Origin of the sequence: Streptomyces sp. NBC_00433, assembly GCA_036015235.1 — a bacterium.
In the GTDB taxonomy this organism is placed as follows: domain Bacteria; phylum Actinomycetota; class Actinomycetes; order Streptomycetales; family Streptomycetaceae; genus Actinacidiphila.
On record CP107926.1, the window covers coordinates 1,178,235 to 1,193,090 of the forward strand.

12 protein-coding genes are annotated in these 14,856 nt (G+C 71.3%); 4 read left to right on the plus strand and 8 right to left on the minus strand.

The window, feature by feature from the left end:
* Positions 1 to 20: 20 nt before the first annotated feature.
* Both OG900_04570 and OG900_04575 read right to left on the minus strand, forming a co-directional pair.
* On the minus strand, positions 21 to 680 hold the full coding sequence (locus OG900_04570; protein WUH89498.1) for an ATP-binding protein: 660 nt from the start codon (positions 678 to 680) through the stop codon (positions 21 to 23).
* A gap of 244 nt (positions 681 to 924) precedes the next feature.
* On the minus strand, positions 925 to 3,237 hold the full coding sequence (locus OG900_04575) for an FdhF/YdeP family oxidoreductase (protein WUH89499.1): 2,313 nt from the start codon (positions 3,235 to 3,237) through the stop codon (positions 925 to 927).
* 231 nt (positions 3,238 to 3,468) lie between these two features.
* Here OG900_04575 and OG900_04580 point away from each other — a divergent pair, with 231 nt between their 5' ends.
* Positions 3,469 to 4,668, plus strand: a complete 1,200-nt coding sequence (locus OG900_04580; GenBank protein WUH89500.1) for a hypothetical protein — start codon at positions 3,469 to 3,471, stop codon at positions 4,666 to 4,668.
* Between the two features lie 198 nt (positions 4,669 to 4,866).
* Here OG900_04580 and OG900_04585 read toward each other — a convergent pair whose 3' ends face one another.
* Both OG900_04585 and OG900_04590 read right to left on the minus strand, forming a co-directional pair.
* The gene (locus tag OG900_04585) at positions 4,867 to 5,547 is read right to left on the minus strand and encodes an NAD(P)-binding domain-containing protein (GenBank protein WUH89501.1); all 681 of its coding nucleotides are present in this window, start codon (positions 5,545 to 5,547) and stop codon (positions 4,867 to 4,869) included.
* Between the two features lie 299 nt (positions 5,548 to 5,846).
* Positions 5,847 to 6,407, minus strand: a complete 561-nt coding sequence (locus OG900_04590; GenBank protein ID WUH89502.1) for an NAD(P)H-dependent oxidoreductase — start codon at positions 6,405 to 6,407, stop codon at positions 5,847 to 5,849.
* A gap of 100 nt (positions 6,408 to 6,507) precedes the next feature.
* On the opposite strand from OG900_04590, the gene OG900_04595 reads away from it, so the two are divergent.
* Both OG900_04595 and OG900_04600 read left to right on the plus strand, forming a co-directional pair.
* Positions 6,508 to 6,966: a MarR family winged helix-turn-helix transcriptional regulator gene (locus tag OG900_04595; protein ID WUH89503.1), complete on the plus strand. Its 459-nt coding sequence runs from the start codon at positions 6,508 to 6,510 to the stop codon at positions 6,964 to 6,966.
* Between the two features lie 41 nt (positions 6,967 to 7,007).
* The gene (locus OG900_04600; protein ID WUH89504.1) at positions 7,008 to 8,069 is read left to right on the plus strand and encodes an LLM class flavin-dependent oxidoreductase; all 1,062 of its coding nucleotides are present in this window, start codon (positions 7,008 to 7,010) and stop codon (positions 8,067 to 8,069) included.
* Between the two features lie 31 nt (positions 8,070 to 8,100).
* Here the strand turns inward: OG900_04600 and OG900_04605 are convergent, their stop codons facing one another.
* From OG900_04605 to pflB, 4 genes are all read right to left on the minus strand, one after another.
* Positions 8,101 to 9,123, minus strand: coding sequence for an LLM class flavin-dependent oxidoreductase (locus OG900_04605; protein WUH95609.1), 1,023 nt, complete (start codon positions 9,121 to 9,123; stop codon positions 8,101 to 8,103).
* Positions 9,124 to 9,278: 155 nt separating this feature from the next.
* Positions 9,279 to 9,728 carry a cyclic nucleotide-binding domain-containing protein gene (locus tag OG900_04610; protein WUH95610.1) on the minus strand — a complete coding sequence of 150 codons (450 nt, stop codon included), beginning with the start codon at positions 9,726 to 9,728 and terminating at the stop codon, positions 9,279 to 9,281.
* A gap of 198 nt (positions 9,729 to 9,926) precedes the next feature.
* The gene (gene pflA, locus OG900_04615) at positions 9,927 to 10,700 is read right to left on the minus strand and encodes a pyruvate formate-lyase-activating protein (GenBank protein ID WUH89505.1); all 774 of its coding nucleotides are present in this window, start codon (positions 10,698 to 10,700) and stop codon (positions 9,927 to 9,929) included.
* A complete protein-coding gene (gene pflB, locus OG900_04620) occupies positions 10,697 to 12,961 on the minus strand; it encodes a formate C-acetyltransferase (GenBank protein WUH89506.1) in 2,265 nt (754 codons plus the stop codon). The genes pflA and pflB overlap by 4 nt, the downstream gene beginning before the upstream one ends.
* Positions 12,962 to 13,121: 160 nt before the next feature.
* Here pflB and OG900_04625 point away from each other — a divergent pair, with 160 nt between their 5' ends.
* Entirely contained in the window at positions 13,122 to 14,855 is a 1,734-nt protein-coding gene (locus OG900_04625; GenBank protein ID WUH89507.1) for a GAF domain-containing protein, read from the plus strand.
* Position 14,856: the final 1 nt, after the last annotated feature.

A 14,856-nucleotide genomic window follows, 5' to 3' on the forward strand; every position in this document is an offset into this window, starting at 1 on the left:
TCCGCCGGTTCGGCTCCCGCTCATTCGGCGAGCGGTGGAGGGGGCGCCGGGTCGAAGCGGATCGTATGCAGGCGGGCGGCGCACTGCCGGTCGAGGAGCACGACCGAGGCGTAGCCGGGCGGCGGGGCGCCGGAATCCGCCAGCTCCCTTTCCAGGGCGAGGAAGGCGCGGACGTGGCGGCCGAGGGCGTACGGCGTCACCCGGCGACCCCTGGCCCGCTGTCCCGAGATCGCCTCGCATTCGGTGGCCACCAGCGTGATGAGGTGCACGGGGCGCCCGCGGCGCCGGCCGGCGCGGGCGAGCCAGCCGCGCACCCAGGGCTGCGCCCCGCTGTCCTGCACCACCAGCGGCTCGGTCCCGCGCAGGGCGCCGCGCAGGCGCGCGTAGTGCTCGACGCGGACCAGGGGGCGGTAGACCCCGTAGGCCACCCAGCCGGGCACCCGGGCCGCCCAACGCTCCCTGACCGCCTGCGAGTCCACGAGCGCGGCCCGGACCGTACGCGCCATCAGCGTGCTCTTCCCCGCGCCCGGCAGCCCCGCCACCACGACGACGGACCCCGCGGCGTACTCCAACTCCACGACGACGGGACCGCACCGCAGGTCCACAACTCCCCCCGGCCGCACGACCCGTCGGCGATCCGCGCGGGGGGCGGCCGAGGAGGAGTCGGCGGAAAGGGCCACGCCTCATATGTAAAGTACGGGCAATATTCCGGTCAAGTCGTCGGCCCCCGAAGGACCCCTGACACCGCGGCGGCGGGCTGGTCGGAGGCGCGGTAGTGGGCGGCCTGCGGGAAGGCGTACGCGGCCCGGGATCGCCGCCGTTGCGGCCGTACTCGACGGCCTCTTTGCGAAACACCGGCCATCTGGCCTCGCGTCGGCAGCGACGGCCTCCGGCCACCATTTGAAGCTGACGTGCCCTGCTCGCTCAGGCAGCGGGAAAGATCGTGACTTTGACGTGCTTCATGATCGGCTGATCGCTCTGCTCGCTGTGGTCGACGAGCGCGCACAGCACGTTCATCTCGGGCATGTAGCCCGCCGCGCACCCGCGCGGGATGTCGTAGGGGACGGCCAGATAGCCCTTGAGACGGCGCCGGCTGCCGTCCTTCGCCGTGCTCGTGATGTCGACGGGCGCGAGGTCGCCGATCCCCCGCTCGCGCATGTCCGCCCTGTTCATGAACACCAGCGTGCGCAGGTTCCTGACCCCTCGGTAGCGGTCGTTGTCGGAGTAGATCGTGGTGTTCCACTGGTCGTGCGAGCGCATCGTGCCCAGCGCCAGGGTGCCGGGGGCGGGCACGACGTCGGGCAGCGGGGCGCACGAGAACTCGGCGCGCTGCGACGGGGTCTCGAAGACCAGCTCGCGGGCCGGCTGCTTGATGCGGAATCCCAGCGGGAGGCGTACGCGGCGGTTGAAGTCCTCGAAGCCGTCGAGGACCCGGGCCATGGTGTCGCGGATGCGGTCGTAGTCCTCGACGTACCACTGCCAGGGCGTCGAGGTCTCCGGCAAGGCGGCCCTGGCGATGCCCGCGATGATGGCCGGCTCGGACAGCAGGTCCTTCGAGGCGGGGCGCCTCATGCCGACCGACAGATGGACCATGCTCATCGAGTCCTCGACGGACATGCTCTGGACGCCCTTGCGCTGGTGGTCCTTCTCGGTGCGGCCCAGACACGGCAGGATGAGCGCCCGGCGGCCGTGGACGAGATGGCTGCGGTTCAGCTTGGTGCTCACCTGCACGGTGAGGTCGCACGTGCGCAGCGCTTCGTAGGTGACAGGGGTGTCCGGCGCGGCCAGCGCGAAGTTGCCGCCCATACCGACGAAGACCTTCACGTCACCGCGCCGCATCGCCCTGATCGTGTCGACGGTGGCCAGCCCGTGCTCCCGCGGCGGGTCGATCCCGCAGACCTCCGCCAGGCGGTCCAGGAACTTCTCGGTCGGGCGGTGGTCGATGCCGCAGGTCCGGTTGCCCTGGACATTGCTGTGCCCTCGCACCGGGGAGGGGCCCGCGCCCTCGCGCCCCAGGTTGCCGCGCAGCAGCAGCACGTTGACGATCTCACGGACCGTGTCGACGCCGTGCTCGTGCTGGCTCACTCCCAGACACCAGCTGATGATGCTGCGGTCCGCCTCGCCGTACACACGCGCGGCCTCCAGCACATCGGCCCGGCTCAGCCCGGACTGCTCCTCGATCTCCTCCCACGGGGTCGCCTCGCAGAGCGCGCGGTAGTCCTCGAAACCCGTGGTGTGGCGGTCGATGAACTCCTGGTCCAGGGCCTTGGGATCGTTCTTCGACTCCTCCAGGATCGCCTTGGCCATCCCGCGCAGCAGCGCCATGTCCCCACCGATGCGCACCTGGAGATTCAGGCTGCTGGTCCGCGTCGACTTGAACAGGGCCATGTCCGTGAAGTCGTGGGGGACGATCGTCCGGGTGGCTGCCGCCTCGACGAGCGGGTTGACGTGCACGATGCTCGCGCCCCGCCGGTCGGCCTCGGCGAGCGCGGTGAGCATCCGGGGCGCGTTGGAAGCGGCGTTGACCCCCATGATGAACAGGGCGTCCGCCGCCTCCCAGTCCCTGAGGTCGGCAGTCCCCTTTCCGGTCCCCAGGGACGCCGTCAGCGCGCGACCGCTCGCCTCGTGGCACATGTTGGAGCAGTCCGGCATGTTGTTCGTGCCGAACTCACGGATCATCAGCTGGTAGAGGAAGGTCGCCTCGTTGCCCAGCCGGCCGGAGGTGTAGAAGGACGCCTGGTCCGGGCTGTCCAGCTCGCGCAGGGCGCGGCCCACGACCTCGAAGGCGTCCTTCCAGCTGATCGGGACGTAGTGGTCCGACTCGGGGTCGTAGACCATGGGCTCGGTGAGCCGGCCCTGGTTCTCCAGGTCGTAGTCGCTCCACCCGTACAGCTCGGACACCGAGTGCGCGGCGAAGAAGTCGCGGCCCACCCGCTTGCGGGTCATCTCCCACGTGACGTGTTTGATGCCGTTCTCGCAGATGTCCAGGTGCAGGCCCTTCAGGTCGTCCGGCCACGCGCACCCGGGGCAGTCGAACCCGGAATTCTCATGATTCATCTTCATGATGGCCCGGGGGCCGTCCGCCAGCGCCCGCTCGCGCACGAGGAACCGCGTCACGCTCTTCGCCGCGCCCCAGCCCGCGGCGGGGTGGTGGTAGGGCCGAAACCCTGGCTCACCCTTCGGAGTGGGACCCTCCTCGGGCTCCACGGGCTGCGGCTCGTCCCGATCGATGCTCACGACTCTCGACCCTCCGCCATGTGGGACATCAGCGACAGAACACACCTTTGCCCACGGTACGCGGCCGAGGTCCGGGGCCGCCCCGCGACTCGCGATAGGCATGCGCCGGAGCGCTGCCGTACGGTCCGGCGCAGGAGGCGCGGCGGGCCCCCGCGATGGTCAGGCGCCGTGCGGGAGCTGCTCCTTCGTGCGGTAATGTCTGCCGACTTCTCATGAGATCAAGGGCATCCGATGACAACTGCGCCTCCGCCTCCGCGTGAGGAAGACGACGAGCCGTCCAGCATTCCTGACGCCGTGTGGGAGGAATTCGCCGAGGACCCCGGCAGGATCGGGGCGAGCACGCCGAAGGAACCCTCGGCCCGCGCCCGCATGGTGACCGAGAGGCTGCGGCGCGAGGAGGCGGAGGAGGCGGAGCGTGCGCGGCGCTCGAAGCCCCGGTGGAGGGGCGGCAGCGGCCGCCGGCCCCAGGAGCCGGAAGGGTGGCGGACCGGACCTGCCTGGCGGGAGATGCAGGGGGGCCGGCGAGGGCCGTGGCGGGACCGAATACGCACCCTGCTGATCGTCGCGGCGGTCGCCGTGCTGGCGCTGGTCGCGATCAACCCGTCGGGCGCACGCTCGCTGGTCCTCGGCCACGGGCACTCGTCCGACAGCCACGACGACTCCTCCGACAGCACGCCGCTCACGCCGGAGACCGCGGCGCCGACCGCCGCACCGACGGCGGCCCCGGACCCCGACATCCCCACCACGAGCCACCCCTTCGCGGGATCCCCGGCCGTCGGCTGGGCCGAAGGCGCGGACGCCATCGTGCTGCCGCACGCCGAGAAGGTCGGCGATGTCCCGGCGCGGCAGGTGGACGCCGTCCTGCGGGCGACGAAGGCATACCTGGTCGCGGCCGACCTCGACCCGGCCACACTTCGCGGCGGCTACCCGGACTCGGCCCTGCGCCTGGTGGATCCGATCAACGGCGAGCCCGCCCAGATGAAGGCCGCCCTGCACTCACCGAGCGCCAAGGCCGACCCGACCGTGTGGTTCACCCGCTACGACCCCCACGAGGTCCAGCTCGTGGGCGACGTGATCAAGGTCCGCGGCCGGATGACCTTCGCCAAGTCCGACCACGGCTCCGTGCGGGTGCACAGCGACTACACCTTCGTCTACGCCTTCACGAAGGCCGGAAAGAACGACGGCACGGTGCAACGGCTCATCGCCCGGCGCGAGGTGGACACCCAGTGGTTCCCGCATTCACCGCCGGCAAAGGTGCAGATAGCTCATGCCGGCGCCTATTTCGGCGGCTCGGGCTGCGTCGACGACGGCTACCTCCATCCCTTTGCCGACTCCTCGGACGTGGACTCCTCCGGACCCGTCACGGACCCGTACGACCGCAGCAAGCCGCTGGCCGACGGGGGGACTTGCGGAGTAGCCAGCCGTACATGACCAAGGCCCTGAAGTAGCCGCGGTCCACCTCGCGCTCGGCGAGCTCGGACACCACGACGCGATCTCGCGCGAGGCGGTTGCACGCGGGAAGTGGACCTACGGGAGATCGACGCGAAAGGGCGCGACCGGAGGCGCGGACGTACAGGGCCCGGACCGCGTACGTCGCGCGGTCCGGGCCCCGGCCGGTGTACGGCGAGGTCAGTCTTCCGCCGCTGCCAGGGCCGCCTCGATGGCGGACACCGGGGCGGGCATCGGGGGCTCGTTCATGAAGTCGGCCGTCGCCGCGTACGGCAGGCCGTACGCGGGGGTGCCGGGCTGGAAGCGCCTGCCTTCGGCGAGCGGGCCGGCGTCCACGGTGTCGAAGCCGAGGAGGTCGAGGAGTTCCACGGCGTGCGCCTTGGCGGCCGCGTCGTCGCCCGCGATGGGCAGCGCGCTGCGGTCCGCCGCGCCCGCCGGACGCGGCAGACCGGCCAGGTGCTCGAAGTAGATGTTGTTGAACACCTTCACCACGTTGGCCGACCCGCCCAGATACCCCTGGAGCAGCCCGCTGTCCGTGGTCTCCTTCGTGTCGAGCTGGGCGATGTTCCCGTCGCGCTGCGGGTAGTAGTTGCCGGTGTCCAGTACGGTCTTGCCGGCCAGCGGCTCGCGCGGGACCTGCTGGTAGGCCTTGACCGGGATGGTCACCACCACCCAGTCCCCTGCGGCGGCGGCCTCCGCCGCGGTGGCCGCCCTGGCCCGCGGGCCGAGCTCCGCCACGAGGTCGCCGAGGGTTTCCGGCCCCCGGGAGTTGCTGAGCACCACGTCGAGGCCGCTGTCGACCGCCAGCCGGGCCAGAGTGCCGCCGATGTGTCCACTGCCGATGAGTCCCAAAGTCGCCATAAGACGGATAACGACGCCTGTGGCCCGTATGTTCCGCCGGACGGCGGCCGCGGACTCCCCGACACCGTACGCCCGGCACGCCGGCCGCCGCGCCGATGCGGGCGGGCACCGGCGCCGACGCGTGCCGGCGCACCCGCCGCGGCCGACAGAGTCAGGCCGCGGCTCGGTGCGATCCGAGGGCCACCCTGCCGGACCGGGGCGTCCCTTCCCCGGTCCTGGCCCCCGGATCGCTCACCTCCCCCTTCGGACCGGCCCTCCGCAGGAGACCGGCCGCCTTGGTGGCGCTGACGCGTCGCGGGTCACTTCGCGCGGAGCGGGGCCAGGGCCTCGCTCCAGGCCACGACCTGGTCGAGCGTGGCGGTGACGGCGTCGGCCTGGTGCGGGCCCGGCTTGAACTCGCTGAAGTTCACGAAGTCGGTGAACAGCGAGAGCGCGACCTGGGAGCGCACGTCCGCCATCTGCAGCTCGCCCGCGACGAGGCGCAGGTGCTCGACGGCGCGCGTGCCGCCGACCGAGCCGTAGCTGACGAAGCCGACGGCCTTGTTGTTCCACTCGGCGTAGAGGAAGTCGATGGCGTTCTTCAGCGCGCCCGAGGTGGAGTGGTTGTACTCCGGGGTCACCATGACGAAGCCGTCGAAGGAGGCGATCTTCTCCGCCCACCGCAGGGTGTGCGGCTGCGCGTACTGGCCCAGGGACGGCGGCATGACCTCGTCGAGGTGCGGCAGCTTGTAGTCCAGCAGGTCGACCAGTTCGAACTCCGCGTCGGTGCGCTGGGCGGCGATGTCGTACACCCAGCGGGCGACCCCTTCGCCGTTGCGGCCGGGACGCGTGCTGCCGAGGATGATGCCGATCTTGGTCATGACGGGTCCTTCACGATCATTCCGGTCGACGCCGGAGCTGTACTTGACGAGTCAAGGAAACGCCTAGATAGTTGCTGCGTCAAGCGAGTAGAATGTGGCCATGAGCACTCAGGAAGGTCTCCAGCCGATGAGCGCGGCGGAGGAAGCGCTGGTCAGGGCGCTGGGCAGGCTGATACATGTGCTGCCGCGCGCCATCGACCAGGACATGGCACGCGCCCGTCAGCTTCCGCTGTCCGAGTACACCGCGCTCATGTACCTCTCGGAGGCGCCGGACCGGCTGATGCGGATGAGCGAGCTGGCCGCCGCCTGCGACCTCTCGCTCAGCGGGATGACGCGCATCGTCGCCCGGCTCGAGCAGCGGGGGCTGGTCGAGCGGGTCCGGTGCGAAGCCGACGGGCGCGGCGCGAACGCGGTCCTCACCGACGCCGGTCTTGAGCGGCTCAAGGAGGCCTGGCCGGCGCATCTGGCCAGCGTCCGGCGGCACCTGCTCGACCACGTCCCGGCCGAGGACCTGGAAGCGATCACCCGCGTTCTGCAGCGCATGGCGACGAACCCCTGATCCCGGGCCCGACCGGGTCCGCGTACGAAGCGAGAACCACCATGAACACACCCGTTCCGCCCTTCCCCGAGTACGTGACGCTCGGCCTCGACACCTTCGGCGACGTGCCGCGTGACGAGGGGGGCGCGCCGCTCACCCACGGCGCCGCCATCCGCGGGCTGGTCGAGGAGGGCGTCCTGGCCGACGGGACCGGGCTCGACCACTTCGGCGTCGGCGAGCACCACACCGACTGGATGCCGCTGTCGGCCGCCGACGTCGTCCTCGCCGCGATCGCCTCCCGGACCTCCCGCATCCGGCTGGGCTCGGCGGTGACCGTGATCAGCTCCGACGACCCGGTGCGCGTCTTCCAGCGCTACGCCACGCTGGACGCGGTCTCCGGGGGCCGCGCCGAGGTGATCCTCGGCCGGGGGTCGAGCACCGAGTCCTTCCCCCTCTTCGGGTACGAACTGCGCGACTACGAGCAGCTCTTCGAGGAGAAGGTCGGCCTGTTCGCCGAGCTGCTCAAGGAGGAGCCCGTCACCTGGTCGGGCAGCACGCGGGCCCCGCTGGACGGCCTGCCCGTCTACCCGCACACGGAGTCGGGAGCGATCCCGACCTGGGTCGGCGTCGGCGGCAGCCCGCAGTCGGTGGTGCGGACCGCGCGCTACGGCTTCGCCCTGATGCTCGCCGTCATCGGCGGCGACGTCGCCCGCTTCGCGCCGTTCTCGGAGCTGTACGGCCGGGCGCTGGAGGAGTTCGGGCAGCCGGCCCGGCCGGTGGGCGTACACGCGCCGGGACACGTGGCCGCCACGGACGAGCAGGCGTGGGAGGAGTTCCTGCCCCCCATGGAGCAGGCGATGCGCAAGGTGTCGGCCGAGCGCGGCTTCAGGGCGCCCACGCGGGCCGACCTGATGCGGGACGTGGCGCCCGGCGGGGCGCTGCACGTGGGATCGCCCGAGACGGTGGCCCGCAAGGTCGCCGACACCCTCAGGACCCTCGGCGCGACCCGCTTCGACCTGAAGTACGGAATGCCCGGCATGCCGCACGGCCAGGTGCTCTCCTGCGTGGAGCTTTTCGGCACGAAAGTGGCCCCCCTGGTCCGGGACATGCTCAGCGGCGGTTGACCCGCGGCCCGCGGTGTCGGCCCGCGTGACGTCAGGTGGCGGCGGGCCGCCAGCCCAGTGCCGGGCCGAGCACGGTGGCGATGTCGGTGAGGATCTGGACGTAGTCGTCGTGGTCGAAGGTGAAGGGCAGCGCGAAGGCGACCTCGTCGATCTCCCGGAAGGCGGCGTGGGCGTGGAGCTGCTCGGCGATCCGCGCCGAGGGTCCGACGAGGTCGGGCGCGAACATCATGCGGGCGGGCCCGTGCGTCACGGCGGTGCGTGGTGTCCGCTCACGGACGAAGGCCTCGTATGTGGCGCGCTGCCGCGGCGAGGCGTTGTCGGTCGGGATGACGACGAGCCCCTGGGAGACGCGGGCCCGCTCCCCGTCGGGGTGCCGCTCGCGGAAGGCCCGGACGTGCGAGAGCTGGATCGCGGCGAAGTCCTCGGACTCCTCGGCCTTCACGACGCTGCTGGTCAGGAAGTTCATGCCGTTCTCGCCCGCCCACCGGGCGGACCGCAGGCTCGCGCCGCCGTACCACATACGGCTGCCCAGGCCCGGGGCCTGGGGCTGGACGCGGTCGGAGAAGGCCTCGAAGCCCTCGGTCCCGCTGAAGTCGGTGGCGGCTTCGCCGCGCACGAAGTCCAGCAGCCGCCGCACCCGGTCGTAGCTGAAGTCCTCGGCCTCGGCGGTGTCGGGGTAGAGGGCGTCCCTGACCCGGTCGTAGTGCGTCGGCGGGCCCACGCTGACCCCCGGATTCAGCCGGCCGCCCGACAGGATGTCGACCGTCGCCAGATCCTCGGCCAGCCGCAGCGGATTCTCCCAGCCCAGCGGGATCACCGCGGTGCCCAGGCCGATACGGCTGGTGCGCTGGCTGGCCGCCGCCAGCACCGCGACGGGTGAGGAGATTCCGTACTGCAGATGGCGGTGCCGCACCCAGGCGCTGTCGAAGCCGAGGCTCTCACCGAGTTCGATGATCCGCAGTGTCGACTCGTGTCCCCGCCGCGGGTCCGCGGGATCGAACAGGCCGATCGTCAGGAATCCCAGCGTCCGCAACGGCTCCGAGACCAGCGGCATCGCGTTCTCTCCTTCGTTCATGGTTCTCCGCCGACGAGTATCGCCGACGCCGTGCCGGCTGCGGAGACGGGATCGCCGTGGCCCCAGAAGGTGGGTGGGGAGCCGGTGTCCCGGCCGAGGCGGCCGTCGGACTGATCCCTCGTACCTACGTCCTCTCAGCGCCGCAGGCCGCTGCCGTGGGGGCCGTACAGGTCGAGGAGCCGGGTGCGGGCGTCTTCGAGCCGGTGGCCGATGACCTCGGCGCAGGCGAGGACGAAGACGTAGCCGAACTCCGTTTCCTCCTGGCACAGCCGCCGTACGTCGGTCGCGTCGAACTCGACGGCCCGCACGCCGGTGAGCGCCCGAGCGGACATGTGCCAGCGGCGGGGCGGGAAGAGCCAGGACCAGCCGAGCAGAGAGCCCTGCCCGAGCTTCTCGACGGCGGCGGCCGGCCGGCCGGGGACGTGCAGTTCCAGAGCGACGTCGCCGTCGCGGAGGATCCAGAACCGGTCGGCCTTCCCCTTCTCCTCGAAGATCCGCCCGCCGGCGGGGAAGTCCACCTCGCGTCCCAGAACCATCAGCCGGTCCAGGTGCTCGTCGGACAGGGCGGCCAACCGCCCGGTCATCGTCATCAGCTTCGTCGTCACGGTCTTCTCCTCGTCTCGGGGGGCGCCCGTTGGCGGCCATGTGCCGCGTGCGCGCCGTACGTGCCTCATCGTCGGGCGGATGAAGCGCCCGCGTCGTGGGCCGAACGGCCCCTGTACGGGGTTCGGTCGGTCCTCGTCCGCGGGGCCCGATGACGTCGGCCGGTCGGGGGTGGTCTGTCACAGTGCGCGCAGTCCGTGATCGTGGAACTGCCGGCGGACCCGGTCCACGAGAGCCGGGTCGGGCAGGGGGGTGTCCGCCAGGGGGAAAGGCAGTCCGAGTGCCTCGTACTTCGCGGTGCCGAGCTTGTGGAAGGGCAGCACGTCGATCTGCTCGACATTGCCGAGGCCGGCGGCGAAGGAGGCCAGGCCGTCGACGGCCCTCTCGTCGTCGGTCCAGCCGGGCACGAGGACGTAGCGGATGCGGACCGCGACACCGAGGCGGTCCAGGCGGGTGGCGAAGCTCAGGGTGGGAGCGAGGGAGCCGCCGGTGAGGGCGCGGTAGGCCGGTACGTCGAAGGACTTGATGTCGAGCAGGACCAGATCGGTGTCGGCGAGCAGAGCGTCCGTGGCACGCGCCCCGAGGAACCCGGAGGTGTCCAGGGCGGTGTGCAGGCCCTGTTCGCGGCAGCGGCGCAGGATCTGCCCGGTGAAGGCGGGCTGGAGGAGGGGTTCGCCGCCGGTGAGGGTGACGCCGCCGCCGCCGGCGATGAAGGCTGTGTATCCGCCTATTTCCTTCATCACCTCGTCGACGGTCGCCTGCCGGCCGTCGCGCATGTGCCAGGTGTCGGGGTTGGCGCAGTACAGACAGCGCAGCGGGCAGCCGCTGAGGAAGACCACGAAGCGGGTGCCGGGGCCGTCCACCCCCGTGGACAGGTCCCAGGAGTGGATGCGGCCGGAGAGCGGCGGACCGGGCGCCGCCCGGTCCGCCGTGCCGTCGTGCCCCATGCTCATCGGGCACCGTGGAAGGTGCGGCTGATCACGTCGAGCTGCTGCTCGCGGGTCAGGCGGACGAAGTTGACGGCGTAGCCGGAGACCCGGACGGTCAGGTTCGGGTAGTTCTCGGGGTGCGCCATCGCGTCTTCGAGGGTCCGCCGGCCCAGGACGTTGACGTTGAGGTGGAAGCCGCCGGTGGCGGTGTAGGCGTCGAGGATGTCCGCGAGGTTCGCGGCGCGCTCGTCCGGGTCGTGGCCGAGCCCTTCGGGGGTGATGGTCGAGGTCAGGGAGATGCCGTCCCTGGCCTGGGCATAGGGGATCTTGGCGACCGACATCGCGGAGGCGATCATGCCGTGCCGGTCGCGGCCGTTCATCGGGTTCGCACCCGGGGCGAACGGCGCTCCGGCGGGCCGCCCGTCGGGCGTGGCGCCGGTCTGCCGGCCGTAGACGACGTTGGAGGTGATGGTGAGCACCGACAGGGTGTGCTCGGCCTCCCGGTAGGCCGGGTGCCGGGCGATCCTGGCCATGAACGACTCGACCAGATCCGTCGCGATGGTGTCAGCGCGGTCGTCGTTGTTGCCGTAGGCCGGCCAGTCGCCTTCCGCCTCGTAGTCCACCGCGAGGCCGGTGTCGTCCCTGACGACCCTCACCTGGCCGTACTTGACGGCTGAGAGGCTGTCGGCCGCGACGGACAGCCCGGCTATGCCGCAGGCCATGAAGCGGTGCACGGGGTGGTCGTGCAGTGCCATCTCCAGCCGCTCGTAAGCGTACTTGTCGTGCATGTAGTGGATGACGTTGAGCGCGTTGACGTAGGTGCCGGCGAGCCAGTCCAGGGTGCGGTCGTAGGCGTGGGACAACTCGTCGTAGTCCAGGTATTCGCCGGTCAGCGGTGCGGAGGGCGGGGCGATCTGTTCGCCGGTGATCTCGTCGCGGCCGCCGTTGACCGCGTAGAGCAGGGCCTTGGCGATGTTGACGCGGGCACCGAAGAACTGCATCTGCCGGCCTACCGCCATGGCGGAGACGCAGCAGGCGATGGCGGTGTCGTCGCCGGTGCGCGGCCGCATCAGGTCGTCCGATTCGTACTGGATGGCGCTGGTGTCGATGGAGACCTGGGCGCAGAACCGCTTGAAGGGGTCGGGGAGCCGGGGGGACCACAGCACCGTGAGGTTCGGCTCAGGCGCGGGTCCGAGGTTGTAGAGGGTCTGCAGGAAGCGGAAGGAGGTGCGGGTGACCAGGGTGCGGCCGTCGGTGCCCATCCCGCCGATGGACTCGGTGACCCAGGTGGGGTCGCCGGAGAACAGCGCGTCGTATTCCGGTGTGCGCAGGAAGCGGACGATGCGCAGTTTGATCACGAAGTCGTCGATCAGCTCCTGGGCCCGGGTCTCGTCGAGGACGCCGGCGTCGAGGTCGCGCTGGAGGTAGACGTCCAGGAAGGTGGAGGTCCGGCCGAGCGACATCGCGGCGCCGTTCTGCTCCTTCACCGCGGCGAGGTAGCCGAGGTAGAGCCACTGGACCGCCTCGCGGGCGGTGGCGGCGGGGCGGGTCACGTCGCAGCCGTAGGAGCCTGCCATCCGGGTCAGTTCGCCGAGCGCGCGGATCTGCTCGGCCAGTTCCTCCCGGTCGCGGATCACCTCGGCCGTGGACGGTTCCCGGTCCAGCCGGGCGCGCTCGGCGTGTTTGGCCTCGGCCAGGCGTGCGGTGCCGTAGAGGGCGACCCGGCGGTAGTCGCCGATGATCCTGCCACGGCCGTAGGCGTCGGGCAGGCCGGTGACGATGCCGGCTTTGCGGGCGCGGCGCATCTCGGGGGTGTAGGCGTCGAAGACACCGGCGTTGTGTGTCTTGCGGTACGAGCCGAAGATCTTGCTGACCGCCTGGTCGGGCTCGTACCCGAAGGCCCGCAGGCCGTTCTCGACCATCCGCAGCCCGCCGTTGGGCATGATCGCCCGCTTGAGCGGCTCGTCGGTCTGCAGGCCGACGATCAGCTCGCGGTCGCGGTCGATGTAGCCGGGGGCGTGCGAGGTGATGGAGGAGGGGGTGGCCGCGTCGACGTCGAGGATCCCCCGGCGGCGTTCCTCGGGCAGCAGCGCGGTGATCCGCGACCACACGGCGAGAGTGCGGTCGGTCGGCCCGGTCAGGAAGCCGGAACCGCCCTCGTAGGGGGTGTAGTTGGTCTGGATGAAGTCGCGCACCGCGATGTGCTCACGCCACCGCTCGCCCCGGAAGCCGGTCCAGGGATCTGCTGCCGCTGCCCGAGGCGTGGCCTCGGTGATTGCCGTCATGCCGACAACCCCCTTGTCTTGTCGTCCTGTTGTCTTCCCTTCGATGGTTCTCGCTCGGGCGGCTCACGGGCAGGGCCGACCGGGCCCTGCCGCGGCGTCGGTCGGCCCCGTGGTCGCCCGTTACACGGACCCACTACGGTGACCTTGACCGGTGCGCGGGATGTTCCGAGCGGAGGATCTGGTGGGCGAGGGTTCGGGAGGTTTGCCGCGGCTTCAGCTGGACGAGCTGCTGGAGGAGCTGCAGGTCCGGATCGATGCCGTGCGCGGCACCCGGGACCGGGTGCACGACCTGCTGGAAGCCGTGCTCTCCGTGGGCGGCGACCTGGACCTGGCACAGGTGCTACGGCGCATCGTGGAGTCCGCGGTGGTGCTGGTCGACGCGGAATACGGCGCCCTCGGCGTCATCGAAGGGACGCGGCTCTCCCAGTTCCTGACCAGCGGGATCTCTCCCGGACAGGCCGAGGCGATCGGCCCGTTGCCGTCCGGCCACGGCATTCTCGGCGAGCTGATCCGCCACCCGGAGCCACTGCGGCTGACGGATATATCCGAACACCGGGCCTCGTACGGCTTCCCGCCCGGCCATCCGCCGATGCACTCCTTCCTCGGCATGCCGATCCGGGTACGTGACGAGGTGTTCGGCAACATCTACCTCACCGAGAAGCGCGGCGGCGCGGCGTTCGACGGTGAGGACGAGACGGTCCTGCGGACCCTCGCGGTGGCCGCCGGGGTGGCCATCGAGAACGCCCGGCTCTACAAGGCCGCTCGCGACCGGCAGCGATGGCTGGAGGCGAACGCCGGCATCGTGGGCGATCTGCTGTCCGGCGCAGGCGAGGAGGCGGTGCTGCGGGGCATCGTCGAGCACGCCAGCCGCATCCTCGACGCCGACCTCGGGGTGATCGCCCTGGCCGCGGGTGACAGCACCGATCTCCAGGTGGTGATCGCGGTGGGAGTGGACGCCGAGGACCACCGCGGCCTGGTGCTGCCGGCGGAAGGCTCCTTCATGGGGGCTGCTCTTGCCGCCGGGGGCTCCATCACGACGAGCGAGATCCGCAAGGACCCCCGGGTCACCGTGGGCCCCCCGCGGTGGAACGGGCTCGGTCCCGTGGTGGCCGTCCCCATGCTGGCGGAGGGCAGGGCGCGCGGAGTGCTGCTGCTGGGCCGCGCCGAGCACGCGCTTCCGTTCACCGAGGACGAGACCGCCCCGCTGGCCGCCTTCGCGGGGCAGGCCGCGCTGGCCATGGAGCTGGCAGAACGCCGCAGGTCCGCCGAGCAGTTGGTCCTGCTGGAGGATCGCGACCGGATAGCCCGCGACCTGCACGACCTGGCCATCCAGCGGCTCTTCGCCACCGGCATGACCCTGCAGAGCTCGCTGCGCTTCGTCGACCACCCCGAGGCGAACGAGCGCATCATGCGGGCGGTGGACGATCTCGACGAGACGATCAAGATCATCCGCTCGACCATCTTCGGCCTGCGGGCCAAGGAGGCCGACCGCAAGCGCCTGAGCCTGCGCGCCCGCGCCGTGACGGCAGTCGAGTCGGCTGCCCGCACCCTCGGATTCACGCCGTCCCTGCGGATGGAGGGCCTGATCGACACCGATGTGCCGCAGACCGTGGCGGAGGACGTGGTCGCGGTGCTGGAGGAGGCGTTGTCCAACGTCGGCCGCCACGCTCGGGCTTCGGCTGTCGAGGTCTCGCTGACCGTCGCCTCGGGCCGGCTGGCCGTGACGGTGGCGGACGACGGCATCGGCCTTCCCGAGCAGGGTCGGCGCAGCGGCCTGCGCAATCTGGCCGAGCGTGCCGCACACCGCGGCGGCCTGATGACGTCGGGCCCCCGCGACGGCGGCGGGACCCGCCTGGTCTGGCAGGTGCCGCTCTCGCCTCCCGGGGACGGGTAGG